Below are 24429 nucleotides of genomic sequence, written 5' to 3' on the forward strand. Positions count from 1 at the left end.
CCCCGATGAAGGCCAGGGTCCGGCGCATGCCGTCACCCAGGTAGCCGAGTCCGAGAGCACGGGTAATAGCATCCACACCTACGACTACGACCAGGCTGGCAACATGGTCTCGCGGAACAGCGGCGAGCATGACCAGAGTCTGGAGTGGGGGCCTGAAGGTGAGCTGACCAAGGTCACGGGTGGTTTGTCTACGACCGAGTACGTCTACGATGCCAACGGCGAACGCTTGCTGCGCCGCGCCAACGGGGCCACCACCCTGTACCTTCCCGGTATGGAGGTGACCTGGGACCCGGCCGAGGGCACCGAGGAAGCCACCCGCTACTTCACCCACGCGGGTGAGACCGTGGCGGTGCGTGAGAACGACGGCCGCCTGCACTGGATCACCTCCGACCACCACGGCACAGGCGAGATGAGCATCGCCGCCACCGGCGACGAGGTAACCCAACGCAGGATGACAGTGTTCGGTCAGGACCGCGGCACCACGGGCACGTGGCCGGGGGAGCGCGGGTTCGTCGATGGGATGATCGATGCGTCCACTGGTCTGACCCAACTCGGAGCACGCTCGTATGACGCGGACCTGGGCCGGTTCATCTCGGTCGATCCGCTGATGGATCTGGTTGACGCCCAGTCCATGAACGGGTATGCGTACGCGAACAACAGTCCCGCTACTTACTGGGACGGGTCTGGTCTTTCCGCTTGCACTCCGGCTGACGGCATCTGCATGGAGGCCGGGGGAAACACCACGGTGTACTCGTATGAGCCTACCTATGGTGGAGGTAGTTCTCTCTCGAGGAGAACTTATAATTTCGCTTATTCCAGTCGGCCGATCTCCACGAGTCATACGTACATCGACGGCTCGACGAACCAGACTTTCCGTTGGTCGAGTTCGTCACCTGCGTGGTCCGCGACCATGACTTCGACGACGTTCACTCCGTACACCCTGCCGACCCCGTATGTCCCGCCGCCGGTAAAGGCCGAAGAGGAAAAATGGCTTGAAGAGGCGAACTGGTTCGAGAAAATGTATTCGAGCTATGATGGGCAATTTCAGGGCGGAAACCTAGTTGACGATGCCGCTATGGTTCTCGGTGTGATTGGAATGTTTGCCTGTCCGGCGTGTGCTGTGGCTGCGGTGGGGCTGAGCGTTGCTAGAGGGCTATGGAAGTTCGGCACTGGAGATTCGGTGAATGGGGCATGGGACCTTGCTGGAGCTCTTGTTCCTGGAGGTGCAGGAAGGCTTTTGACTCGGGGGATGAAGAGTAAGGCTGTCGCTAGCCACAGGGGTAGGATTGGCGAAATTGCTGACGACGTGACTAAGGCGGCTAGGCAGAAAAAGAGAGCCAGGCAGGGGAGCGCTTCTGAAAGGCATTCAGATATTCGGCGAGCTGATGCAATTGGGGGGGCAACTGGAAAGAGCGACCGGTATGGTTCTTTCTGCGAACTCTGCTGGCGTTGCTGTAGCAGATTCGACCGGGTCCAACGGAACGTGGCATAGATACTAGATTCCTGGGGGTGGCTGATCAGGGCCACCCCTATTTTGTTGAGGGGCGCATGGTTCGCACTGTCAAGTTTTCCGATTTCGGAGCCTTCCGAACTCCTGATTTTCTCCTCGCTTTGGGCTTCAAGTCGATTAGGGGCACTGTTGTAGATAGGGCCAAGTCAGAAAAGGAATTCGCTCGAAACCCAGGCGATGGTCGGGTCCATCTTCGTCTCCTTGCGGGGAGAATTTTAGTTTCGTTCTTCATTCTTTTTGCCTTTGTCAATGTCCCGCTTATTCTGGCGGGAGTTGTCAAGCAAAGTTTTCCTGCTGTATCTATTGTCCTGTTCTCTGTTGTCTACTTCTATGGGCCGCTCAGGGTGCTTTTGTTTGTGGCCTCACTTTTCGATATGGCGCTTTGTTGGGTGGGGGGGAAATTTTCAGGCAGGGATATACTTAATTTTCCAAACACATATGGAAGGGGGAGGTGGGTGTTTGCTTTCGTAAGTTTTGGCGTCGGGGTTTGGGCTATTTATTCTGGCATGATTTGGCGTGATGTTTATTCATGAATTTTTTAGGGGTTGTATTGAGGGTATGTTCAAGCCATGAATATATGAAGTGGCCTGTACCTTCATAGAGCGAACAGGAAGAAGCGGGTGTGTTGGACCCGGTTGGCTGGAAGTTCTTCACGTCACCATCGCTCCGAGGAACACGCCCGCGTATGCCATCGTCTCGCCCAAGGCTCCGGCAAAGTCAGGTCTGTAAGAGTCTGAGCGAGCCTCGTCGCGGATCATGTGGTGGTTGGAGCCGGCGATGTTGTTGAATCCGGCCGCTCGGAGCAGCCCGATCGCGGTGTTGCGTAGGGTGGCCATGACCTGGGGAGCGCTGCCTGTGCGGTCCTCCTCGTAGGTGACATCTCGTACGTGGCAAAGCTTGTGGTGTGTGCGGGCACATGCTTCCAGGTCACCTTGTTGAGCTGAGGTGCCCCGACCTCGGTGATTCCTTCGAGAGGGATGTGACCTGGGCACAGCCCTGTGCACAGGTGCTCGCGCTGGCTTCACCCCGCTGCATGCACTGCCCCCGGGCGAGAGGGGTGGGGTACCCCGGGTGTTGGTCGGGGCACCCGGTCGGGTCAGCGTTGAAGCGTGTTCAGGAGGTTGGTCCACTCCGAGCTCTGAAAAGAGAGGTGGCCCAGTTCACGGTTCCGGGTGTCTCGGACGGCCACGTCTCCACCTTGGTCCGCGACCTCGACGCACTCTCCGCCGTGCCCACCGCTGTAGCTGGACTTACGCCAGTTGTTCCACCCGTTCTCCACGGTCATCTCTTCCCTACTTGTACTTTTCGTCCAGCAATCGCTGAATGAGCTTTCGGGTCTCTTGCTGTTCCAGCGCAGCCCCCTGCACTTTGTGAAACAACCCCTGGTAGTAGGAGGTTTCGGACTCCTGCTCCAGGAACAGGCCACCGATGGCGTACTCGATGTAGACCGCGTCGCCTGAGTTGACCCCTTCGATGAGGTCGGGGAACCGGAGCAGAACGAAGCTCCCTTCGGTCGCGGCGTGAGCTCCGGCAGTGAACGGCACACAACGCAAGTCCACGTTGGGTAGATCAGCCGTCTCCATGAGGTGGATGAGCTGATCTCTCGTCACCTCGGTCCCACCGATCACGCGATGGAGAGCGGACTCATTGAAGACTGCTGAGAAGCGGAGCGGGTTGTCACCGGTGAGACGTTGCTGCCGACGGACCCGAGCGGTGGTGAGGGCTGACCGTTGGTTGTGCTCAGTTGGTGGGGGTGGCGCTGCGGAGCTCTCCTGCTTGGGCGCCGAGCTGGAAGGCGTCCCATTCGGCCCTGTCATAGACGATGATGGGGGCCTGTGGGTTGGTGGCCTCGGTCAGGGTGAACCCGCCCTCAGGAGTGAAGGCGGCGGTGACCTCGCCGAAGGAGGTCTTCTCGCCTTGGGCGATGCGTGTGCAGAATTCATCCCAGTCGGCGCTGGGGAAGGCCAGGGTGGGGCTGGCCTCGCCGAGTTCGTGCTTGCCGACGATGGTCCAGGGTCCGAACCGCTTGATGCCGACACAGGAGCCCTGGCCGCCGGAGAACGACGACTTGACGAACGGCAGCTGAGTGATTTCAGCGAGGCTGGGGCGGGAGCCGTTCTGGTGGCGGGTCATGATGGCAGCTCCTCCATGAGCTTTTCGATGTAGCGTGCGGACGCAGCTGTGGGAGTGGCGACATCCACGATGTGGTTCCACAGCTGTTTGTGGCGGCGGATCTCGCGCGGTTTGTCCAGGTACAGGTTCCCGCCCTGGCCTTCGATGTAGATCATCGAGGGCTCGTCCGTCTCGAACTCCAGGATGCTGAACGGGCCGCTCAGGCCCGCGTGCGCACCCACGCTCTCCGGGATGACCTGAACGTTCACGTTGGGTTTGCGAGTGACCGTCAGCAGGTGTTCGAGCTGTGCCCGGTGGACCTGTGGTCCGCCGACCTGTCTGCGTAGGGCGGCTTCGTCCATGAGTACCCACAGGTTCAGCGGGTCGGGGTCGCGGTCCAGGATTCTCTGTCGTCGGGTGCGGAACTCGACAAGGCGTTCGACGTCCTCGGGGGCGTCCTGGGGGTTGGTGGCCGCGAGCAGGGAGCGCATGTGGTCCTGGGTTTGGAGCAGACCCTGGACAAGGTGCGTCTCGTAGACGTAGATGCTGGTGGCGTCCTCTTCGCGCCCGACGTAGATGTCGAACTTGGGCGGCATGACGCTCTCGAAGTCGCTGGTCCAGTGTCGCGACTTCGCATCCGCTGAGAGCTGGCGTATGAGTTCGCGCTCCTGGGAGTCCTCGACGCCGAAGAGCTCGAAGAGGCGATCGAGTTCCAGCTTGCTGGGGACCGCATGGCCTCCCTCCATGCGGAAGACCTTCGGGTCACCACAGCCGAGTTCGTTCGCGACCTGCTTGCCGGTGAGTCCGGCAGTTGTGCGCTGCTCCTTCAGCCAGAGCCCCAGCTTGCGCTTGCTCCCTGCTGGGCCGCGTGTTCGCGCCACGTTCCTCCCCGTTCCAGCTCTTCGGCGGTTGGGCAACCCGTGCTTGTCGCCGCCCTGATGCTATCGGTAGTTCGCCTGAGAAGCTTTCTGAAAAAGATTTTTGAGAACGCTTGCGAGCGAAGCTTCCCCTGGGCATGATCGTTTGTATCGAAGGAGCGATGGTTCGGCTACACACCGTTTCCAGAGGCAGAGGGTCGAGTGTGTGGTGGGTGGTTCTGGGCTGCCTTCGATGACTGTTCGCGGACTCATCTGAGGAGGGCGTTATGGGTGTTGGTCGGAAAGTTGGGCCTCGGCGACCTGGTGGTGGGGTGGGGCTGTCGTCGGCGGCGTTTTGCTACATGGACGGGAACGAGCAGGCCATCGCGAAGGTGCGGGCGTGGCTGACCCGGGACGAGCGGCTGCGTGGTGAGAAGGGGTTCTGGGTGGCGCTGGTCGGCAGCGAGCTGGCCACCAACGCCGTTCGCCACACGGCGAGCTGTGAGAAGTACGGGCGGATCGGGGTCTCGATGGAGTTCCTGGGCCACACGACCGTGCTGCTGGGGGTGCTGGACCAGGGCCGTAAGTGGGGCGGTCCCAGGCTGCGGCCCCGGGTGATCGAACCGGAGTCCGGAGAACCGTGCCCGGGTGGGCGCGGGTTGTGGCTGGTGGACCAGGTCGCCGAGTACTGGTGGTGGGAGGGGCGGCCCGACCAGCCGTTGTACCTGCGGGCGATGATCCACCTCGACCGGGAACCCGACCTGGACGGCTAGGGAACACGGGTGCGGATCGCGGCTGGGACCAGCGTGGCGGGAAGCGCAGCTTCGGTGCACAGGGGCCATTGACACCCGCGCGCACGCTTTCGGCGATCGACGCACCCCCAGAAAGCGGTGCGTCCCCAGAAAGCACAGTGCCCGGGTCGGTGCACCAATCACCGGCCCGGGCTGATCGACCACCTGAACGAAGCAGGAGGAAGACCATGCAGAACTCTAGCGGAGGAAGGCACCGCAAGCCCCGTCAGACGATGGCCTCGCGGTTGTGGTGGGTGTTCGCCTCAGCGGTGGCGTGGGCGTTGTGCCAGGTGATCGGCGCTCCGACCAGAACCGCGCCGATCAGGCCCCAGCTCCCTCCGGCCCCTCGGCGGTTGGAGTTGGCGGGCAGTGGCAGGAACTCGGGGGAGTGGGGCCACCCGAACGAAGCAGCCGGTGCCCTGGTCCGGCCCTACCTGCTGAGGGGGTAAGCGGGATCGCCGCCGCCTTTCTGGCCCCGGTGGTGTGGCGGAGGTAAAACGGCGGTATCGCGTGTGGCAACGCACAGCTCCTTCGGCCTCCGGTTAGCCTGAGGCCCCACCGGACCGGGTATGCGCCTTGGTGGGACACTTATCGAGAGGGAGGACCACCGATGGCAACCACCTGGTTGGGGCCGAAGGGGCGCGCCGAGGCGCTCGCGTCGATGGCCGACGAGGAGCTGGACGTCCTCGTGGTGGGCGGCGGGATCGTGGGCGCGGGGATCGCGCTCGACGCGGTCTCGCGCGGGCTCTCCACGGGGCTGATCGAGGCGCGCGACTTCGCCTCGGGGACCTCCAGCAGATCCAGCAAACTCATCCACGGCGGGCTCCGCTACCTGGAGCAGTTCGACTTCGAGCTGGTCCGCGAGGCTCTGCACGAGCGCGGGCTGCTGCTTACCACCATCGCCCCGCACCTGGTCCGCCCGGTGCCGTTCCTCTTCCCGTTCGAGCACCACTGGGAACGCTTCTACATCGGCGCGGGCGTCACCCTCTACGACACCCTGGCGCTCACCTCGCGCAACAACCGCGGGCTGCCCGCGCACCGGCACCTGTCCAGGTCCGGGGCGCTGCGGGTGTTCCCGGCGCTCAAGCGCAGCGCGCTGGCCGGGGCGGTCCAGTACTGGGACTGCCAGGTCGACGACGCCCGCCTGGTCACCACCGTGCTGCGCACCGCCGCCGGGCTGGGCGCCAACATCGCCTCCCGGGTGCAGGCCGTGGAGTTCCTGCGCGAGGGCGAACACGTGGTCGGCGCGACCGCAGCCGACCTGGAGACCGGTGACAGGAAGCAGATCCGCGCCCGTCAGGTGGTCAACGCCGCCGGGGTGTGGACCGACGACATCCAGGAGATGGTGGGCGGTCGCGGGCAGATCCACGTGAGCGCCTCCAAGGGCGTGCACCTGGTGGTGCCCCGGGACCGGATCCAGGCCTCCTCCGGAATGATCCTGCAGACCGAGAAGAGCGTGCTGTTCGTGATCCCGTGGGGCCGCCACTGGATCATCGGCACCACCGACACCCCCTGGGACCTGGACAAGGAGAACCCGGCGGCCTCCCGGGCCGACATCGACTACGTCCTGGACCACGTCAACCAGGTGCTGCGCACGCCCCTGGGCCGCGACGACGTGGAGGGCGTCTACGCCGGGCTGCGGCCGCTGCTGTCGGGGGAGTCGGAGGAGACCTCCAAGCTGTCCCGCGAGCACACGGTCGCCCACCCGGTGCCCGGGCTGGTGCTCATCGCGGGCGGCAAGTACACCACCTACCGGGTCATGGCCAAGGACGCGGTGGACGCGGTGGCGCACGGGCTCGGCGGGGCGATCCCGAACTCGGTCACCGACAAGCTGCCCCTGGTGGGTGCGGACGGGTACGCGGCGCTGTACAACCAGCGGCACCGGCTGGCCCGCGACTCGGGGCTGCACGTCTCCCGCATCACGCACCTGCTGCGCCGGTTCGGCTCGTCCGTGCACGACGTCCTGGACCTGATCAGGGAGCGGTCCGACCTCGGGCAGCCGCTGGCTGGCGGCGAGGACTACCTGCGGGCGGAGGTCGTCTACGCGGTGGCGGCGGAGGGCGCCCGCCACCTGGAGGACGTCCTGTCCCGGCGGACCCGCATCTCCTTCGAGACCTGGGACCGGGGGATCGCCGCGGCCGAGGCTGCGGCCGAGCTCATGGCGGAACCCCTGGGCTGGAACAAGGAGCAGGTCAAGCGCGAGGTGGAGTACTACCGCAAGGGCATCGAGGCCGAACGCGCCGCCCAGGAGCAGGACACCGACCAGGAGGCCGACGCCGTCCAGCACGGCGCCCCGGAGATCGTTCCGGACCTGCACGTGGGGCGGCCGGGAGACCGTCCCTGAACGGGGTCCCGCGAGCATGACCAGCTGGCGGGGTCGCTCGGCGACCGCAGGCAGGGCCGCTGAGCACTGACGACTTCGGTGTGGCCTGGGGCACAATGTCCGGTTAGGGTGCGTGTTAATCCCCTGTTTCGTCCACCCGAAGGACACCGGTCATGATCAAGGTGCTGCTCGTCGAGGACGATGTCCGCCTCGCGGACGCCCTCGCCGGTGCGCTGGAGGCGCACGGCTACGAGGTCGACCAGGCGAGGACCGCGGGGGGTGCCCTGGCCGCACCCCCTGCGGACATCGTCCTGCTCGACCTCGGGCTGCCTGATATGGACGGCATCGAACTGTGCCAGCGGATCCGGGAGCGCCAGGACTTCGGTGACACCGCGATCATCATGGTCACCGCCCGGCGGCAGCAGCGCGAGCGCATCCTCGGGCTGCGCTCCGGCGCCGACGACTACGTGGTCAAACCACTGGTCATCGAGGAGCTGTGCGCCCGGATGGAGGCGGTCCTGCGCCGTACCACCAGGCGGGTCGACACCGTCCTGCGGACCGGGCCGATCGAGGCGGACCTGGCCACCCGCTCCGTGCTCTGCGAGGGCCGACCGGTCGAACTCACCCGAAAGGAGTTCGACCTGCTCGTGGTCCTGCTCAGGGAGACGGGCGCGGTGGTCTCCCGGGAGGACCTGCTGCTCAAGGTCTGGCAGACCGCCTGGCCGGGCACCCTGCGCACCCTCGAGGTGCACATCGGAACCCTGCGTTCCAAACTGGGCCTGCCCCGGCTGATCCAGACCGTGCGCGGGGTCGGCTACCGGTTGGTGGCCACCGAGAACGCCGGCGTACCGGTGTCGCGGGCATGAGAGCGTTCGGCCGCCCGGAAGGCTCCGCGGTGGGTCCGGGGGCGGTCACCGCGGCGGCGGAAGGGGGCCGGTGATGCACCGGCGCGTGGTGACCGTGTACGTCACCCTGCTGGTCGCCGCCTGTCTGGCGCTCGCCCTCCCCCTGTGCCAGAGCATCGCCGCCCGCGGCACCTCAGACATGCTCCTGGACCGGATCAACGACACCGCCCGCTTCGCCGGGCTGGCCGAACCCGGGGTGCTGACCGGGACCGAGGACACCCTGTCCGGACTGACCGGTGAGCTCACCGTCTACGAGCAGGTGTACGGGATCACCGCCGTGGTGGTGGACCGCGACGGCGAGGTGGTGGCCTCCTCCCGGCCCGGGCTCACCCTCGCCGACCTGGACCCCTCCGGCTGGCCGGGCAGCGCGGAGGAGGTGCCCGGCCCGGTCCGCACCGCGCTGGCCGGGAACCGGATGGGCGCGGACAGCGTGGTCTGGCCTTGGCAGGAGGGGCCGCTCATCGTCGCCGAGCCCATCGGCAGCTCCGGCGAGGTGGTCGGGGCCGCTGTCACCGCCTCGCCCACCGACGCCCTGCGCCGGGCCACTCTCGTGCAGTGGTTCGTGGCCCTGCTGGTGGTGGCCGCCCTGATGGTGGCGGGCATCGCGGTGGCCGGGCCGCTCACCCGCTGGATCCTGCGCCCCGTCCACGATCTCGACGAAGCCACCCGGGCGGTGAGCGGCGGCAGCCTGGACGCCCGGGTGCGCACCGCCGCCGGGCCCGCGGAACTGCGCAGACTGGGTGAGTCCTTCAACCAGATGGCCGACACCATCACCTCCATGCTGGAGAGCCAGCGCACCTTCGTGGCCTACGCCGGGCACCAGGTGCGCAACCCGCTGGCCGCGCTGCGCCTGCGGGTGGGCAGCCTGTCCCGGTACCTGGGGTCCGAGGGCGCACAGGAGCACCGGCTGGCCCTGGACGAGGTGGACCGGCTCTCCCGGATCTGCGACAGCCTGCTCACCCTGGCCCAGGCCGAGGACGCCGAGCACTCCACCGTGTGGGAGGACGCCCGGGAGGTGGCCGAACAGCGGGTGGACGCCTGGCGGCCGATCGCCGAGCGCGCCCGCGCCGTCCTGGAGTGCTCGGGCGCCCAGACCGCGCCGGTGCGCTGCGTGGAGGGCACCCTGGACCAGGCCCTGGACGCGCTCATCGACAACGCCCTGAAGTTCGGCGGGGAGGGCGTGCGCATCACGGTGCACGTGGGGGAGCCGGTCGGGGAGGGGTCGGAGGGCGGGCACCTGGACGTGCACGTGGTGGACGACGGGCCCGGGCTCCCCGAGGAGCAGCTGGCCCAGGCCACCCGGCCCTTCTGGCGCGACGGCGGGGGTTCGGGCGGTACGGGGCTCGGCCTGTCCATCGTGGTCACCCTGCTGGAGCTCCAGGGGGCGAAGCTGTCCCTGAGCCCCAGGGAACCGAGCGGGATCGACGCGCGGTTGCGGCTGCGGCTCCAACAGGGCCAGCCGGGACAGCCGGGCCAGCCGGATCAACGGGGCCAGCCGGACCAACAGCGGGCGGACTTTCGGGGCGAACCGGTGTGACTAGGTGCACTCAGTGCGTCGTTGCACTAAGTGCACGCACTTGCCTAGTCTGAATCCATGGCAGAACAGCGGCGCACGCCCGCGACCGACCGGCGCGAAGCGCTCAAGGCCCGGCACCGGCGTGCCATCGTCGACGCCGCGGCGGAACTCATGACCGAGATCGGCGGCACCGACTTCACCGTCGACCAGCTCGCCGCCCAGGCAGACGTCTCCCGGCGCACCGTCTTCAACCACTTCAAGACGCTGGACGACATCACGCTCGAGGTATTCCGGGAGATGCTCGGGGCCGTCCTCGACAACGTCGACGCCAACCTCGCCTCGGCGGGCGAGGGGACCCTGATGTTCGACCGGCTCGCCGCCGCCCTGCGCGCCACCGACCTGGTCACCCCGATCGCCGAGTTCACCCGGATCTTCGAGAGCGAGGGCTGCGGCCCCGCCCAGATCTTCGATCTCGGCGACCACCGGCCGAACCCGCGTCAGGCCGTGCTCTTCGAGCGGGCCATCTCCGACCTGGGCGGCCGGATCGCCGCCACCACCCTGCACCACCACCCCTCGGCCGACCCCTTCGAGGTCGACCTGATGTGCGGTGCGCTCGTGGGCGGGTCACTGGCCGTGGTCCGCCGCTGGGCCCTGGCCACCGGTGGGACCGACACCGCCGAGTCCCGCCGGGTCTGGACCGAGCTGCTCGACCGCATGATCGGCACCTACCGCACCGGCTTCGGCGCCCTCGGCTCCGACACCAGCACCTCCTGAGCGAACACCTCCCGGGCGAGCGCCTCCTGAACGGGCACCGACCCAGCCGGTCCGCTCACCACACCCACCTCTCCTGCGGAAGAACCATGGCTGAACTTCTCTACAGACTCGGGCGTGCCTGCGCACGGCGCGCCCGCACCGTCATCGCGATCTGGCTGGCCCTGCTTGTGGCGTCAGCCGGAGCCTTCTTCCTCTTCTCCGGAGAGCTGGAGGACGGCTTCTCCATCCCCGGCACCGCCACCGACGAGGTGAACCAGCGCCTCAAGGCCGAGTTCGACGGCATGGGCGGCGGTTCGGGCACCATCGTCCTGCAGACCGAGGACGGCTCCGCCTTCACCGACGAGCAGCGCGCGGACATTGCCGAGCTCGTCGAGGAGGCCGACGGGGCCGACGGGGTTGAGGCCGTCGTCGACCCGTTCGCCACCGAGGCGGAGCGCGCCGACCAGGCCGAGCTCCTCGAGGACGGGCGCGAGCAGATCGACAGCGCCCGCGCCGAGATCGAGGACGGCCAGGAACAACTGGACGAGGGCCGCGCCCAGGCCGAGGCCGCAGGGCTACTCGACCAGCTCGAGGAGGGCTTCGACGGCCAGCAGGCCGAGATCGACGCGGGGCTGGAGGCTCTGGAGCCCGAGGAGGAGCAGCTCGAACAGGGCGAGGCCATGCTGGAGATGGTCGCCGGGATCGGCACGGTCTCCGAGGACGAGACCACCGCCCTGGTGATCGTCTCCTTCACCGAGGCCCAGGAGGAGGTCTCCCAGGACACCCGGGACGCCGTCATCTCCGTCTTCGCGGACAACCCGGTGCCCGGCACCACCGTCGACTTCGCCGACGACATCGCCATGGAGCTGCCCAGCCTGGTCAGCAAGGCCGAGGTGATCGGTGTGATCGTCGCGGGCATCGTCCTGCTGGTCATGCTCGGCACCCTCGTCGGCGCCGGACTGCCGATCCTCACCGCCCTCGTCGGCGTGGGTATCGCGACCCTGATCACCATGTCCCTGTCCGGGGTCCTCGCGATCGCCGACATCACTCCGATCCTGGGCCTCATGCTCGGTCTGGCCGTGGGCATCGACTACGCCCTGTTCATCGTCAACCGGCACCGCCGCCAGCTCAAGGAGGGCGTCGGCCTCGACGACTCCGTGGGCCTGGCCAACGGAACGGCCGGAAACGCCGTGGTGTTCGCGGGTGCCACCGTGCTCATCGCACTGCTGGGCCTGAACCTCACCGGCATCGGCTTCCTCGGCCTCATGGGCAGCGTCGGCGCGGTCGCGATCGGCGTCGCCGTGCTCATCGCGGTCACCCTCATCCCGGCGCTGCTGGCCCTGGTGGGTATGCGCATCCTGTCCAAGCGCGAACGCGCCCGACTCGACGCCGACCCGACCGACCTCCCGGACAAGACTGCCAAGGCCAAGGCCAAGGCCAAGGCCGCCGCCAACGGTCAGACGTCCCGGAAGCAGGCGCCCGCGAAGTCGGAGAAGCAGGACGAGCTCCAGCCGATGGGCAACGGCCGGGCGCTCCTGCGGGCCGCCGTCGCCGTCATCGTCCTCGGCGTCATCGCCCTGCCCGCCTTCGACCTGCGCCAGGGCCTGCCGGACGGCTCCTCACAGCCGGTCGACTCCACCCAGTACGCCGCCTACACCGCCATCACCGAGCACTTCGGTGAAGGCCAGAACGGCCCCCTCCTGGTCACCGCCGACATCCCCGGCGGCCCCGACGACGAGTCGGCCCAGGACAACGCTGAGCAGTACCAGTACGAGGTCGCCGACGCCGTCCATGCCCTCGATGACGTCGACGCGATCGCGCCCATCGGTGTCTCCGACGACGGAACCCTGGCCATCTTCCAGGTCAAGCCGGTCGAAGGGCCCTCCAGCGAGTCCACCGAGGAACTCGTGCACACCCTGCGCGCCATGGAGCCGATCCAGGGCGAGCCGCCGCTCGGGGTCGCCGGTATGGCCAGCGGCAACATCGACATCTCCGAGCAGATCGCCAGCGCCCTGCCGATCTACCTGACGGTGGTCGTGGGTTTGGCCCTGGTCATCCTGCTGCTGGTGTTCCGGTCGATCTTCGTCCCGGTCGTGGCCACGCTCGGGTTCATCCTGTCCTACTTCGCCGCCCTCGGCGGTGTGGTCGCCGTCTACCAGTGGGGCTGGTTCGGCGGTCTCCTCGGACTGGGCGACCCGGGCCCGGTGCTGAGCTTCCTGCCCACGATCGTGGTCGGCATCCTGTTCGGCCTGGCCATGGACTACATGCTCTTCATCGGCACCGGCATGCGCGAGGCCTACGTGCACGGCGCCCCCGCCCGGCTCGCCGTGGCACAGGGCTTCCGGGCCGGGCGTTCGGTGGTCACCGCCGCCGCGATCATCATGATCTCGGTGTTCGGCGGGTTCATCTTCTCCGAGATGACGATGATCAGCTCGATCGGTTTCGCGCTCGCCTTCGGTGTCCTACTCGACGCGTTCGTGGTGCGCATGCTGCTCGTGCCCGCCGTGATGCACCTGGCCGGGGACGCCGCCTGGTGGCTGCCCGCGTGGTTGGACCGGATCCTGCCCGACATCGACGTCGAGGGCGCGAAGCTGGAGCGCGCCCACACCGGAGCCGCTGACTCCGGCCGGAGCGTCGGGGCCGAAGGCTCCGCTGACACGGTGCCCGGTTCCGTGCCGGAGCCCGACGTCACTAGCGGTCAGCGCTGACCCGCTCACTCGGTGAACCGCTGACTCACTGAAGAGGCACTGACCAGTACTAAGGGCCCGGTGGGGCCGCTTGCCGGAGCATCTCCGGGAGCGCCCCGCCGGGCTCAGTCGTGTCCGGACGGTGGCCGGTCGTTCGCGTACTTGACCGACTGGTAGTAGCGGGCCGCGCCCGGATGGAGGGGGACCGGCAGCGTGGCGATCGCCGAACGCGGATGCAGGTGCAGCGCCACCGGGTGGATCTCGACCAGCTCGGCCTGTGACTCGAAGAGCAGCCGGGTGAACGCCTCGACGCGTTCCTCGGGCATCCGGCTGTTGACCACCAGCAGACTCGGCACCCCGATCGTGCGCACCGCCGGGACTTCCTCGTAGGTCCCGGCCGGGACCGGGAGCTCGGAGAAGTACTCCCCGTATTCCTCGACCAACCCCGGGACGTGGTCGGACAGGTCCAGCAACCGGATCGGCAACCGTTCGGCCAGGTCACCGACCGCGTGGGTCGGCAGGCCTCCGGACCAGAAGAACGCGTCGATCCGCCCGTTCTCCAGAGCCAGGGCCGAGCTGCCGATGGACAGCTGGAGTCGGGTCACCCCCGCGGGGTGCGACGCGGGGTCCTCGCCCTCGGCGACCGGTTCGAGACCGGCCTGGTCCAGGAGGCGGTCGGCCATCATCTCGGTACCCGACCCCATCGCGCCCACCGAGACCGTGCCCCCGGCCAGGTCGGAGACGCTCTGGTAGGGCGAGTCCGCCCGCACCACCACGTGGGTGTGGTTGTCGTAGAGGCGGGCCACAGCCGAGATCGGCAGCGGGCTGTCGAAGGGGTCCTCACCGCTCACTGCCAGGGCGGCGACATCGGCGAGGGTGAAGGCGACGTCCATCGACCCGTCGGCCACCAACAGGTTGTTCTCCACGCTGGCGGCGGTGGTCAGCGCGGTGATCTCGGTGTCTGGCCGGGCCCCGGTGACCTCCGCCAGCCCGGTTCCGTAGACGTGGTAGACACCGCCCGCGCCACCGGTACCGATGGACAGCCGCAGAGGCTCTGAGGGCGGGGGATAGGCCCACGTGAGCGCCGCGACGGCGAGGGAGCCAGCGGTCAGGGATCGGGCCAGGTACCAGAGACGTTGAGGGACGGTCCACGTCATGGTCGAACAATAGCAACGAGGTGGAAACCTCAGGTGAACCTCAGGAGAGCCTCAAATACCTCCCCGAGGGCTACGGGTTTCCGGTGGATGACAGTTACGTTGCTCACATCCGTAGGTGTCGGAACGCTGCCGGAACCCCGAATCCAGGGATCTGACCAGCGGATATCGCTGACTCCTGCGTCCCTGACTCAGAGGCACCCGAGAGGACCCCCACGACCATGCGCCGCACACTGTTGCCCCTGGCCGCCGTCTCCGCCAGCGTCCTGCTGCTGGCCGCCTGCGGGGAACAGCCCGCCGAACAGGCGGCTGAGGAGATCGGCCTCGGCGAGGGCCCGGTCCAGAACAACCTCAGCATCGTCACCGGTGGCACCACCGGTGTCTACTACCCGATCGGCGGTGCCCTGCGCGGCATCATCGGCGACAACCTCGAGGGCCAGACCGCCTCGGTCGAGGCCACCGGCGCCTCCGTGGAGAACATCCGCCTGCTCGGTGCGGGCGACGGCCACCTGGGGATCGTCCAGGGCGACGCCGCCGACCAGGGCTTCACCGGAACCGCCGACTTCGAGGGCTCCCCGGTCGAGACCTACTCGCTCGCGGTGCTCTACCCGAACGTCTTCCACGCCGTGACCCTCGCCGGGATCGCCGAGTCCAACGGCTTCGAGTGCTTCTCGGACGTGGTGGACCACCGCTACTCCGTCGGTGACATCGGCAGCGGCAACGAGGCCACCACCAACCAGGTCTTCGAGTCGCTGGAGATCGCCTCCAGCGACCTGGAGATCCAGCAGCTGGGCTACGCCGAGACCGCCAACGCCCTGACCAACAACCAGCTCGACGCCGGCTCGTGGGTCGTCGGGCAGGGCCACTCGGGCATCACCGAGCTCGGTACCACCGAGGACATCGCGCTCATCGAGATGTGCGACGACGAGCGCGACGCGGTCGTCAGCGGCTACGGCGGCTACACCGAGCACGTCATCCCGGGCGGCACCTACCCGGGCGTCGAGGACGACGTGGCCACCATCGCCGTGTGGAACGCCCTGGTCGTGCCGGGCAGCTTCAACGAGGAGCAGGCCTACGAGATCACCAAGGCCATGTTCGAGCACATCGACGAGGTCGTCGGCGTGTACGCCCCGAGTGAGGAGTACCTGGTCCCGGAGACCATCGAGAACAGCCCGGTCCCGGTCCACCCGGGCGCCGTCCGCTTCTACGAGGAGCAGGGCGTGGACATCCCGGCTGACCTGCTCCCCGAAGGCGCCGCGAGCGCCGAGGGCGACGACGAGTAGGGCGTGTGCCCCCGATGGATCCGTCCACCGCGGTCAGAAGGCGGGCGGGTACGGCCCTGGCCGCCGTCCTCGCCGCCGGAGCGCTGCTGCCCCTGTGGCCGGCGCTCCGGCTGAGCGTCGACGACGAGCGCCTGGGCCACCTGCCCCTAGCCGAGGGCGAACAGTTCACCCTCTCCTACGTCCACTCGATCGACCGCCTGCCGATCGAGGAGAATCTCGAGGTCCGCGACGGTGAGCTGGTCGTCGACTCCACCCGGCTGCGCCAGTTCGGCGCGGGCATGGGCCACATCCCCGGTGAGGGGACCGGCCGGGCCGACGGCGAGTGGTGGGTCATCGAGGACATGAACCGCCCGATCGGTCCGGAGGTCGCGATCCGGGTGGGCGCGGCCGCGGTCGACCACCGGCTGCGCACCCCCGACACCGAGGTCCGGCTTTCACCGTGCCTGACCTCCCGCCGGGTGGTCGTCGAACCCGTCCGGATCTCCACGCTCCGCCTACTGCTGGCCGGTGACCCGCAGCCGCACTGCGACGAACCCTCCCCGGGCTGACCCGTGCCAGACCGCTGGTCCGCCCCATCCGAACCCGAGGAAGAACCATGACCGCTGAGAAGACCTCAGGCGAGAGGCCCGCGGAGAACCCCGAGGTCGGGTTCGGCAAGGGCGGCCGCAAGACCGGCACCTCCGCCGACGCGCTGCCCGACGTCGACGGGCTCGGCCGGGACGCCCCGCCGCTGTGGCGCAGGATCGCCGCCGAACGCTGGGGCGAGGGCCGCACCGGGCTCGTCATGGGCGGGCTCATCCTTCTCCTGGGCGTGGCCCTGACCTTCTTCCAGCTCTACATCGCCCTGCGCTCGGGACTGGACGCCCGCCAGCAGCGCATCATCCACCTCATGCTGGTGCTGCTGCTGGTCTTCATCGTGATGCGGCCCTTCACACCGGGCGGGCTCCTCACCCGGCTGGTCGCCTCCGTCATCGCGCTGTTCGTCCGCTCCGGTACCCGGGAACAGAGACTGGAGTCCGCGGGCCGGACCGTCCGGGGCATCGGGCACGCGCTCGACCTGACCGCCTTCTCCGCCGCCCTGCTGACCAGCCTCTACGTGCTCGTCTTCCAGGCGGACCTGGCCCGCCGGGTGGGGGCCTACACCGAGACCGACTACATCATCAGCCTGGTCGCCATCCTGGTCCTGCTGGAGGCCACCCGCCGCGCGGTGGGGATGGTCATGGCCGTCCTGGTGAGCTCCTTCCTGCTCTACGCCTACTACGGGCCCTACATCTCCGGCCAGTTCGGCCACTCCGGGTACACCCGCGAGCGCATCGCCACCTACACCTTCCTGAACAACGACGGCATCTTCGGGCTCACCCTCGGCGTGGTCGTGACGTTCGTGTTCGTGTTCATCCTGTTCGGCTCACTGCTGTCCAAGACCGGCGGCGGCAACTTCTTCGTGGGACTGGCCTACGTCTTCACCGGCAGGATGGTCGGCGGCCCCGCCAAGGGCGCGGTACTGGGCAGCGCCCTGATGGGTTCGATCTCCGGCAGCGCCATCGCCAACGTGGTTACCAGCGGGCCCTTCACCATCCCGCTGATGAAGAAGGTCGGCTACAAGAAGCACGACGCCGCCGGGGTGGAGGCGGCCGCCTCCACCGGTGGTCAGGTGCTGCCGCCCATCATGGGCGCGGGCGCGTTCCTGATGGCCGAGCGCCTGAACATCCCCTACGCGGACATCGTCAAGGTCGCGATCATCCCCGCACTGATGTACTTCGCGCTGATGTTCCTGTTCGTGGACATCCTGGCCCGCAAACACAACATCGGCGGCATGGGCCGGGACGAGGTGCCCACCCTTGCCGTCGTGATGCGGGCGGGCTGGCACTTCCTGGCCCCGCTGGTCCTGCTGATCGTGCTGCTGCTGAACTATGTGTCGCCCAGCCAGGCCGGCCTGGCTGCCTGCGGCGCCCTGCTGGTCGTGGCCATGCTGAGGGCTGGCAGCCGCCTGAGCTTCCAGGACTTCCTGGAGGTGTTCGTGATGGCCGCCCGCAGTACGCTGCCGGTGTCCGTGGCGTGCGCCGCCGCGGGCATCATCGTCGGCATGGTCGGCCTCACCGGCCTGGGCCTGGTCTTCTCCGACGTGCTGGTCAACGCCTTCGCCGGGAACCTCCTCATGACCCTGGTGATGGTCGCGCTGGCCTCCCTCATCCTGGGTGTCGGCCTGCCGGTGACCGCGTCCTATGTCGTGCTGGTCATCCTGGCTGGTCCGGCGCTGGAGCAGCTCGGGCTGGCGCTGATCGTGGCGCACATGATCGTGTACTGGCTCAGCCAGGACTCCAACGTCACCCCGCCGGTGGCCCTGGCCGCCTTCGCCGCGGCCGGCATCGCCAACTCCAGTCCGATGCGCTCGGGCGTGTCCGCGTGGAAGTTCGCCAAGGGCCTCTACCTGATCCCGCTCCTGATGGCCTACTCGGCCCTGATGGAGCTGGACGGGCCGGTCCTGAACCTGGTGACAGCCATCGTCACGGGCTCGCTGGCCCTGGCAGCGGGGGCGATGGCGATCGAGGGCTTCTTCCTGCGCCGCACCCTGCTGGGCGAGCGCATCGCCCTGGGCGTGTCCGCCGCCCTGATCCTGATCGCCCCCGAGTGGACCGACTGGACCCAGGCCCTGCTGTCCGTGTACGTCCCCTCGGACTGGTTCGTCATCGCCGGAACGGTGGCGTGCACGGTGCTCATCACCCTCCAGGTGGTCAACCACCGCCGTGACCGGGCCAAGGGCCTGGTCGCCCCGGTCGGCCAGCCGCAGCCGCAGGTCGCCCACGAGTAGGGTTCTGCGCGCAGGCGTGAGGGGTGCGGTGGCCGAGTGCCGCCGCACCCCGCCTTCAGTGTTGAGTGCCCTAGCCTGACTGACATGTGGCGATTCGGATGGAACCCCGGGCGGACCCTGCGCGGTGCCGACCTGGAGGCGGTGCTGGTGTCGGCGGCCTATGGCACGGACCCCCTGCTGCGCGCCGGTTGTGAGGCGGCGCGCGAGGGCGACGTCGAGGCGGGCGCGACCCTGCTCGTGGAGACCAGGGAGGACCCGGAGGCCCGCGCCTACCAGGCCGAGGCGTTGGGGCGGGCCGCTGTGGACCGCCCCGACGAGGTCGCCGCGCTGGTCGAGGCGGGCGCCGACCCCGCCGACACGATGCTGTGGCTGGGCCACACGCTGCTGGCCCGGGCCATGACCCTGCCCTCCGGCGGCACCGGCCAGGCCGACCGCAAGGCCTTCGAGGCCGCCCTGCACGAGGCGCGGGTCCCGCTGGAGGAGGCGGCCCGGGCCAACCCCGAGGACGCCGCTCCCTGGTCCGCCCTTCAGACGGTGGCGATGGGGCTCGGTGACCGCGAGGAGCGCGAACGCGCCTGGACCGAGGCGAGCGCGCGGGCGCCGCACCTCTTCCCGGCGCACATGACCCGGGTACGCGCGCTGGCCCCCAGCCGCGGCGGTTCGGCGGAGGAGATGTTCGCCGCCGCCGGGGCCGCGGCCGACACCGCGCCCGAGGGCAGCCCGCTGCCTGCCGTGCTCGCCCTGGCACACGCCGAGTACCTGCGCGGGGAGCAGCGCCGACTGGCCAGCGAGGGCAACAGCGCCTACATCACCTCGATGGCGATGGGCCGCCTGCACGGCGAGGCCGTGCGCGAGCTGTTCGAACTCGCCCAGGGGTGGGCGTCGGCGGCCGCCCCGCACGTGCGCGAGGTGCAGGCGCACCACCTGTTCGGCTGGGCCTTCCGCCGGGCGGGGGAGCAGGACCTGGCCCGCTGGCACCTGGGGATGGTCGGCCACTACGTCTGCGACGTCCCGTGGTCGTTCTTCGGATCGGCGCGCGCCGAGGCCGCCCTGGCCATGGCCGAACTGGGCGTGGACCCGAGCCTCGCCGAACAGGGCGGCTGAGTAGGCCTACTCATGTGCGGTGGGCGGCGTTGGCCGAGAGTGGGGAACATGAGCTACTCATCCCCTCGCGAAGCCGGCCCCCGTAACCTCACCCGCATCCAGCAACTGCCCCGCGTGCTGGGGGCCGTCGCCGCGGCCGCCACGATCACGGGCCTCCTGCAGTGGTTCGCCCTGAGCAACGCCTCGTTGATGGCCCAGGGGCCGGGGGAGGAGATCGGCAACACCATCCTCATACTGGTGGGATTCGTCGGGCACATCCTGCTGATCCCGGTCCTGTTCGGCGTGTTCGCCCGGTGGTTCGGGGTGGGGCCGGTACTGAGCTCCACCCTGCTCGGCTTCCCCGTCTTCCTACTGATGCTGTGGCTGATCTCGGACCTGGCCTTCACAGCCCGCAGCAGTTGGGGGATGGACCTGCTCCTGCTCGAGGTCGTCGGATTTTCCGGGATCCACCTGGTCGCCGCGCTCCTCTCCTTCGGAGTTCTCGCACTCGTGCTCCGTGAAGAGCGGAAAAACACTGGTCCTTCCTGATCAGCGTCCGACACAATGCACGGGTGCTACTGACGATCACCACCACGGCCAAGCCGGCGACGGACCTCGGATACCTGCTGCACAAGCACCCCGACAAGGCGCAGAGCTTCGAGCAGTCCTTCGGGACGGCGCATGTCTTCTACCCCGAGGCCACCGAGGAGCGCTGCACGGCGGCGCTGCTGCTCGACGTGGACCCGCAGGCGCTGCTGCGCTCGCGGACGTCGGTCAGCACCCCCGACTTCGCTCTCGCGCAGTACGTGAACGACCGGCCCTATGCCTCATCCTCGCTGTTCACGGTGGCGCTGGGCAAGGTGCTGCGGAGCGCGATCCGGGGTGCGAGCGAGCTCCGCCCCGAACTGGCCCGCACCCCCATCCCGCTGGTCCTGCACCTGCCCGCGGTGCCCTGCCGCCCCGGTCCCGAGAAGGCCCGGGCGCTCTTCGAACCGCTGGGCTGGACCGTCGAGGCCGAGCCGGTCCCGCTCGACCTCGGGCTGCCCGGCTGGGGCGACTCGCACTACCTGTCGCTCACCCTGACCGGCACCCTGCGGCTGTCCGAGGCGCTCAGCCACCTGTACGTGCTGTTGCCCGCGATGGAGGGCGGTCACAAGCACTACTGGGTGGACTCCACCGAGATCGACAAGCTGCTCCGCGCGGGCGGCGCCCCGGTCGACGGGGTCGAGAACGAGGAGGGGGAGGGCGCGGGCTGGCTGGCCGGGCACCCCGAGCGCGGGTGGATCACCCGGCGCTACCTCGCCCGCCGGGACCGGTACGTGCGCACCGCCCTGGCCCGCCTGGCCGAGTCCGAGGACCGTGTCGAAACCGAGGACGCAGACGGGGCCGCGAACGGAACCGCCGCGGTCCCCAGCGACCCCGCCGTGGAGGAGCGCGAACCCTCGCTGGCCGAGCAGCGCGCGGGCGCGATCATGGCGGTGCTGGCGGCCGAGCGGGCCACCAGCGTCATCGACCTGGGCTGCGGCGGCGGGAAACTGCTGGAGCGGCTGGTCCGCGACCGCACCCTGGAGCGGATCACCGGGGTGGACGTCCACCTGGCCAGCCTGGAGTTCGCCCACCGCAAGCTCTGCGAGGGCTGCCACCCGGACGGCGGCAGGCGCCACCGGCCGCTGTTCGCCGACCACACCACAGGCCGCGGTGACCAGGCTGCCCACAAGTCCCGGCCCGAGTTGCTGCTCGGCTCCGTGGTCTACCGGGACCGGCGCTTCCACGGCCACGACGCGGCGGTGCTCATGGAGGTCGTCGAGCACCTGGACCCCTCCCGGCTGCCCGCCATGGAGAACGTGGTCTTCGGCGACGCCGCACCCCGGGTCGTCGTGGTCACCACGCCCAACATCGAGTACAACCGCCACTACGAAGGGCTGGCCGAGGGCGCGTTCCGGCATGCCGACCACCGCTTCGAGTGGACCCGCGCCGAGTTCGCCGCCTGGGCCGACCGGGTTGCCGCCGAACATGGCTACACCGTCCGCTACCTGCCGGTCGGGCCGGAGCACCCCGAGACCGGGGCCCCGACCCAGATGGGAGTCTTCACCACATGAACGAGCCGAATGACGAGGCCGCCCGCGAGCCCCGCGTGCTCGGCGTGCCCCGGATGGGGCTCGTCCTGCTGGTCGGGGTCTCCGGTTCCGGCAAGTCCACCTTTGCCGCCAAGCACTTCAAGCCCACCCAGGTGATCGGCTCCGACTTCTGCCGGGGTGTGGTCAGCGACGACGAGAACGACCAGAGCGCCACCTCCGACGCCTTCGCGCTGCTGAACACCATCCTGGACATCCGGCTGCGGCGCGGACTGCTCACCGTCGTGGACGCCACCAACGTCCAGCGCAAGGCCCGCGAGCAGCTGATCCGCATCGCCAAGGACAACAACGTCCTGACCACCGCGATCGTGCTGGACGTGCCCGAGGCGGTGGCCCGCGAGCGCAACCGCGACCGCACCGACCGCGACTTCGGTGACCACGTCATCCGCCGCCAGCGCCGCGACCTCAAGGACGGCATCAAGCGGATGACCCGCGAGGGCATCCGCAAGATGTTCGTCCTCAAGGGGCAGGAGGAGATCGACGATGTCCGCATCGAGCTGGAGCGCCCCTGGCCGGACCGTACCGAGCTCACTGGCCCCTTCGACATCGTCGGCGACATCCACGGCTGCCGCTCCGAGCTGGAGTCCCTGCTGGGGGAGCTCGGCTACGAACTGCGCCGCGACGACCAGGGCCGCCCGACCGGCGCCCGGCACCCCGAGGGCCGCACGGCGGTGTTCGTCGGCGACCTCGTGGACCGGGGCCCCGACAGCCCCGGCGTGCTGCGCCTGGTCATGGGCATGGTCGCCGACGGCGACGCCCTCTGCGTGCCCGGAAACCACGAGAACAAGCTGGTCCGCTACCTCAAGAGCGGCAAGGCCACGCTCACCCACGGCCTCGCCGAGACCGTGGAACAGCTGGGCCGTGAGACCGAGGAGTTCCGCCGCCAGGTCCTGGAGTTCTGCGACGGCCTGGTCAGCCACCTCCTGCTGGACGGCGGCAACCTGGTCGTGGCACACGCCGGGCTTAAGGAGGAGTACCACGGGCGCGCCTCCGGGCGGGTCCGCTCCTTCGCCCTGTACGGCGAGACCACCGGAGAGACCGACGAGTTCGGCCTCCCCGTTCGGCTGCCCTGGGCCCGTGACTACCGGGGCAAGGCCATGGTGGTCTACGGGCACGTGCCCACCAACAAGGCCGAATGGCTCAACCGCACCATCTGCCTGGACACCGGCTGTGTGTTCGGCGGCAAGCTCACCGCGCTGCGCTACCCCGAGCGGGAGATCGTGGACGTGGACGCCGAACGCACCTGGTACGAGCCGGCGCGGCCCCTGGTGGAGAACCCGCCGGAGGCCGACGACCGGGGCGCCGACCAGGCCATCGACATCAACGACGTCGGTGTAGGCGACTTCCACGCCGGCCTGTTCGTCGAGACCCGGTACGGCACCGTGCGCGCCAACACCGAGAGCACCATGGCCGCTCTGGAGGTGATGAGCCGCTTCTCGGTGGACCCCCGGTGGCTGGTCTACCTGCCGCCGACCATGGCCCCCGCGCCAACCGCCGCCGACCCGGAACTGCTGGAACACCCCGACGAGGCCTTCGCCTCCTACCGGGCCTCTGGCATCGGGCAGGTGATCTGCGAGGAGAAGCACATGGGCTCGCGGGCGGTCGCTGTGCTCTGCCGCGACGAGGCCGCCGCCGAACGCCGCTTCGTCCCGGGCGAACTCGGCACCGTCTACACCCGCACCGGGCGGGCCTTCTTCAAGGACCCGCAGGTCCAGGCCGAGGTGGTCAGCAGGCTGCGCCAGGCCGTCACCGACGCCGGACTGTGGGACAAGCTCGGCACGGACTGGGTCGCCCTGGACGGCGAACTGCTGCCCTGGTCGGCCAAGGCGGGCCCGCTCATCCGCGAACAGTACGCGTCCGTGGGCGCCGCTGCCCGCGCCTCGCTGCCCGCGGCCTCGGCCACCCTGGCCGCGGCGGCCGAACGAGGGATCGACGTCGGCGACCTGACCGACACCATCGCCCGGCGCACCGAGCAGACGGAGGCGTTCAGCCGGGTCTACCGCCGCTACACCTGGGAGACCGAGGGCGCCGACGGGCTGCGCTACGCCCCGTTCGTGCTGCTGGCCTCCGAGGGCCGGGAGCACAGCGAGGCCGACCACCTCTGGCACATGGGTGTGGCCGAACAGCTCGCCGAGACCTGCGGGATCGTCCAGGCCACCCGCTACCGGGTCGTGGACACCACCGACCCCGACGCCTGCGCGGCCGCGTCCGCCTGGTGGCGGGAGATGGTCGATCAGGGCGGTGAGGGCATGGTGGTCAAGCCGCTGCTGGGGATGCGGGCCAAGGCCCGCAAGGGCCTGGCCCAGCCGGGGCTGAAGGTCCGCGGGCCGGAGTACCTGCGGATCATCTACGGGGCGGACTACACCGACCCGGAACGGATCGCGGTGCTCAAGGACCGCAAGCTCGGCCGTAAGAACGGACTGGCCATGCGCGAGCACAAGCTCGGCCTGGAGGCCCTGATCCGGCAGGCGGCCGGTGAGCCGCTGTGGCGGGGGGGCGGGCCGGGCCTCG

General features: G+C 68.8%; 21 protein-coding genes and 1 pseudogene. 16 read left to right on the forward strand and 6 right to left on the reverse strand.

Going from position 1 to position 24429, the window contains the following annotated elements:
- The first annotated feature begins 103 nt into the window (after positions 1–103).
- Both D457_RS34960 and D457_RS35875 read left to right on the forward strand, forming a co-directional pair.
- Positions 104–1492 carry an RHS repeat-associated core domain-containing protein gene (locus D457_RS34960; protein ID WP_083926817.1) on the forward strand — a complete coding sequence of 463 codons (1389 nt, stop codon included), beginning with the start codon at positions 104–106 and terminating at the stop codon, positions 1490–1492.
- A gap of 17 nt (positions 1493–1509) precedes the next feature.
- A complete protein-coding gene (locus D457_RS35875; RefSeq protein ID WP_152514303.1) occupies positions 1510–2043 on the forward strand; it encodes a hypothetical protein in 534 nt (177 codons plus the stop codon).
- 240 nt (positions 2044–2283) lie between these two features.
- On the opposite strand, the pseudogene D457_RS37885 reads toward D457_RS35875, so the two are convergent.
- The 5 genes and pseudogenes from D457_RS37885 to D457_RS0120380 form a co-directional block, all read right to left on the reverse strand.
- Positions 2284–2397 (reverse strand): annotated as a pseudogene (locus D457_RS37885) (ISAs1 family transposase); the annotation flags it as partial.
- Between the two features lie 209 nt (positions 2398–2606).
- Positions 2607–2795: a DUF397 domain-containing protein gene (locus D457_RS0120365; protein ID WP_017582517.1), complete on the reverse strand. Its 189-nt coding sequence runs from the start codon at positions 2793–2795 to the stop codon at positions 2607–2609.
- A 7-nt stretch (positions 2796–2802) separates the two neighbouring features.
- Entirely contained in the window at positions 2803–3327 is a 525-nt protein-coding gene (locus tag D457_RS37180; protein WP_239646169.1) for a DUF5753 domain-containing protein, read from the reverse strand.
- Positions 3251–3643 (reverse strand): DUF397 domain-containing protein, encoded by a 393-nt coding sequence (locus tag D457_RS0120375; protein WP_017582519.1) that lies wholly within the window; start codon positions 3641–3643, stop codon positions 3251–3253. Before D457_RS0120375 ends, D457_RS37180 begins: the two co-directional genes overlap by 77 nt.
- Positions 3640–4503: a helix-turn-helix domain-containing protein gene (locus tag D457_RS0120380; protein ID WP_017582520.1), complete on the reverse strand. Its 864-nt coding sequence runs from the start codon at positions 4501–4503 to the stop codon at positions 3640–3642. The genes D457_RS0120375 and D457_RS0120380 overlap by 4 nt, the downstream gene beginning before the upstream one ends.
- Before the next feature lie 338 nt (positions 4504–4841).
- On the opposite strand from D457_RS0120380, the gene D457_RS0120385 reads away from it, so the two are divergent.
- The 7 genes from D457_RS0120385 to D457_RS0120415 all read left to right on the forward strand — a co-directional run bounded on the left by D457_RS0120385 (position 4842) and on the right by D457_RS0120415 (position 13475).
- On the forward strand, positions 4842–5252 hold the full coding sequence (locus D457_RS0120385; RefSeq protein WP_017582521.1) for an ATP-binding protein: 411 nt from the start codon (positions 4842–4844) through the stop codon (positions 5250–5252).
- Between the two features lie 206 nt (positions 5253–5458).
- Positions 5459–5719 (forward strand): hypothetical protein, encoded by a 261-nt coding sequence (locus tag D457_RS0120390; RefSeq protein ID WP_239646170.1) that lies wholly within the window; start codon positions 5459–5461, stop codon positions 5717–5719.
- A 161-nt stretch (positions 5720–5880) separates the two neighbouring features.
- Positions 5881–7614 (forward strand): glycerol-3-phosphate dehydrogenase, encoded by a 1734-nt coding sequence (gene glpD, locus D457_RS0120395; protein WP_017582523.1) that lies wholly within the window; start codon positions 5881–5883, stop codon positions 7612–7614.
- A gap of 152 nt (positions 7615–7766) precedes the next feature.
- Positions 7767–8459, forward strand: coding sequence for a response regulator transcription factor (locus D457_RS0120400; protein ID WP_017582524.1), 693 nt, complete (start codon positions 7767–7769; stop codon positions 8457–8459).
- Between the two features lie 73 nt (positions 8460–8532).
- Entirely contained in the window at positions 8533–10035 is a 1503-nt protein-coding gene (locus D457_RS0120405) for a sensor histidine kinase (RefSeq protein WP_017582525.1), read from the forward strand.
- A 57-nt stretch (positions 10036–10092) separates the two neighbouring features.
- On the forward strand, positions 10093–10788 hold the full coding sequence (locus D457_RS0120410) for a TetR/AcrR family transcriptional regulator (RefSeq protein WP_017582526.1): 696 nt from the start codon (positions 10093–10095) through the stop codon (positions 10786–10788).
- Between the two features lie 86 nt (positions 10789–10874).
- On the forward strand, positions 10875–13475 hold the full coding sequence (locus D457_RS0120415; protein ID WP_017582527.1) for an MMPL family transporter: 2601 nt from the start codon (positions 10875–10877) through the stop codon (positions 13473–13475).
- A 104-nt stretch (positions 13476–13579) separates the two neighbouring features.
- On the opposite strand, the gene D457_RS0120420 is transcribed toward D457_RS0120415, so the two are convergent.
- A complete protein-coding gene (locus D457_RS0120420; RefSeq protein ID WP_017582528.1) occupies positions 13580–14611 on the reverse strand; it encodes a TAXI family TRAP transporter solute-binding subunit in 1032 nt (343 codons plus the stop codon).
- Positions 14612–14829: 218 nt separating this feature from the next.
- Here D457_RS0120420 and D457_RS0120425 point away from each other — a divergent pair, with 218 nt between their 5' ends.
- The 7 genes from D457_RS0120425 to D457_RS0120455 form a co-directional block, all read left to right on the forward strand.
- Positions 14830–15891, forward strand: coding sequence for a TAXI family TRAP transporter solute-binding subunit (locus D457_RS0120425; protein WP_017582529.1), 1062 nt, complete (start codon positions 14830–14832; stop codon positions 15889–15891).
- 14 nt (positions 15892–15905) lie between these two features.
- Positions 15906–16439: a DUF1850 domain-containing protein gene (locus D457_RS0120430; protein WP_017582530.1), complete on the forward strand. Its 534-nt coding sequence runs from the start codon at positions 15906–15908 to the stop codon at positions 16437–16439.
- 47 nt (positions 16440–16486) lie between these two features.
- Entirely contained in the window at positions 16487–18700 is a 2214-nt protein-coding gene (locus tag D457_RS33025) for a TRAP transporter permease (protein WP_017582531.1), read from the forward strand.
- Between the two features lie 84 nt (positions 18701–18784).
- Positions 18785–19804, forward strand: coding sequence for a tetratricopeptide repeat protein (locus D457_RS0120440; RefSeq protein ID WP_017582532.1), 1020 nt, complete (start codon positions 18785–18787; stop codon positions 19802–19804).
- 48 nt (positions 19805–19852) lie between these two features.
- Positions 19853–20332, forward strand: a complete 480-nt coding sequence (locus tag D457_RS0120445) for a hypothetical protein (RefSeq protein ID WP_017582533.1) — start codon at positions 19853–19855, stop codon at positions 20330–20332.
- 23 nt (positions 20333–20355) lie between these two features.
- The gene (locus D457_RS0120450) at positions 20356–21882 is read left to right on the forward strand and encodes a 3' terminal RNA ribose 2'-O-methyltransferase Hen1 (protein ID WP_017582534.1); all 1527 of its coding nucleotides are present in this window, start codon (positions 20356–20358) and stop codon (positions 21880–21882) included.
- Positions 21879–24429 (forward strand): polynucleotide kinase-phosphatase (locus tag D457_RS0120455; protein WP_017582535.1); only part of this gene is annotated, 2551 nt, incomplete at its 3' end. The genes D457_RS0120450 and D457_RS0120455, both read left to right, overlap by 4 nt.

It is taken from the genome of Nocardiopsis valliformis DSM 45023 (genome assembly GCF_000340985.1).
Lineage (GTDB): Bacteria > Actinomycetota > Actinomycetes > Streptosporangiales > Streptosporangiaceae > Nocardiopsis > Nocardiopsis exhalans.

Bases quoted from the DNA above. Each gene is read 5' to 3' on its own strand.
- D457_RS34960 (WP_083926817.1), top strand. From the start codon at position 104: ATGGTCTCGCGGAACAGCGGCGAGCATGACCAGAGTCTGGAGTGGGGG.
- D457_RS0120365 (WP_017582517.1), bottom strand. From the start codon at position 2,795: ATGACCGTGGAGAACGGGTGGAACAACTGGCGTAAGTCCAGCTACAGC.
- D457_RS37180 (WP_239646169.1), bottom strand. From the start codon at position 3,327: ATGACAGGGCCGAATGGGACGCCTTCCAGCTCGGCGCCCAAGCAGGAG.
- D457_RS0120375 (WP_017582519.1), bottom strand. From the start codon at position 3,643: ATGACCCGCCACCAGAACGGCTCCCGCCCCAGCCTCGCTGAAATCACT.
- D457_RS0120385 (WP_017582521.1), top strand. From the start codon at position 4,842: ATGGACGGGAACGAGCAGGCCATCGCGAAGGTGCGGGCGTGGCTGACC.
- D457_RS0120390 (WP_239646170.1), top strand. From the start codon at position 5,459: ATGCAGAACTCTAGCGGAGGAAGGCACCGCAAGCCCCGTCAGACGATG.
- glpD (WP_017582523.1), top strand. From the start codon at position 5,881: ATGGCAACCACCTGGTTGGGGCCGAAGGGGCGCGCCGAGGCGCTCGCG.
- D457_RS0120400 (WP_017582524.1), top strand. From the start codon at position 7,767: ATGATCAAGGTGCTGCTCGTCGAGGACGATGTCCGCCTCGCGGACGCC.
- D457_RS0120405 (WP_017582525.1), top strand. From the start codon at position 8,533: ATGCACCGGCGCGTGGTGACCGTGTACGTCACCCTGCTGGTCGCCGCC.
- D457_RS0120410 (WP_017582526.1), top strand. From the start codon at position 10,093: ATGGCAGAACAGCGGCGCACGCCCGCGACCGACCGGCGCGAAGCGCTC.
- D457_RS0120415 (WP_017582527.1), top strand. From the start codon at position 10,875: ATGGCTGAACTTCTCTACAGACTCGGGCGTGCCTGCGCACGGCGCGCC.
- D457_RS0120420 (WP_017582528.1), bottom strand. From the start codon at position 14,611: ATGACGTGGACCGTCCCTCAACGTCTCTGGTACCTGGCCCGATCCCTG.
- D457_RS0120425 (WP_017582529.1), top strand. From the start codon at position 14,830: ATGCGCCGCACACTGTTGCCCCTGGCCGCCGTCTCCGCCAGCGTCCTG.
- D457_RS0120430 (WP_017582530.1), top strand. From the start codon at position 15,906: ATGGATCCGTCCACCGCGGTCAGAAGGCGGGCGGGTACGGCCCTGGCC.
- D457_RS33025 (WP_017582531.1), top strand. From the start codon at position 16,487: ATGACCGCTGAGAAGACCTCAGGCGAGAGGCCCGCGGAGAACCCCGAG.
- D457_RS0120440 (WP_017582532.1), top strand. From the start codon at position 18,785: ATGTGGCGATTCGGATGGAACCCCGGGCGGACCCTGCGCGGTGCCGAC.
- D457_RS0120445 (WP_017582533.1), top strand. From the start codon at position 19,853: ATGAGCTACTCATCCCCTCGCGAAGCCGGCCCCCGTAACCTCACCCGC.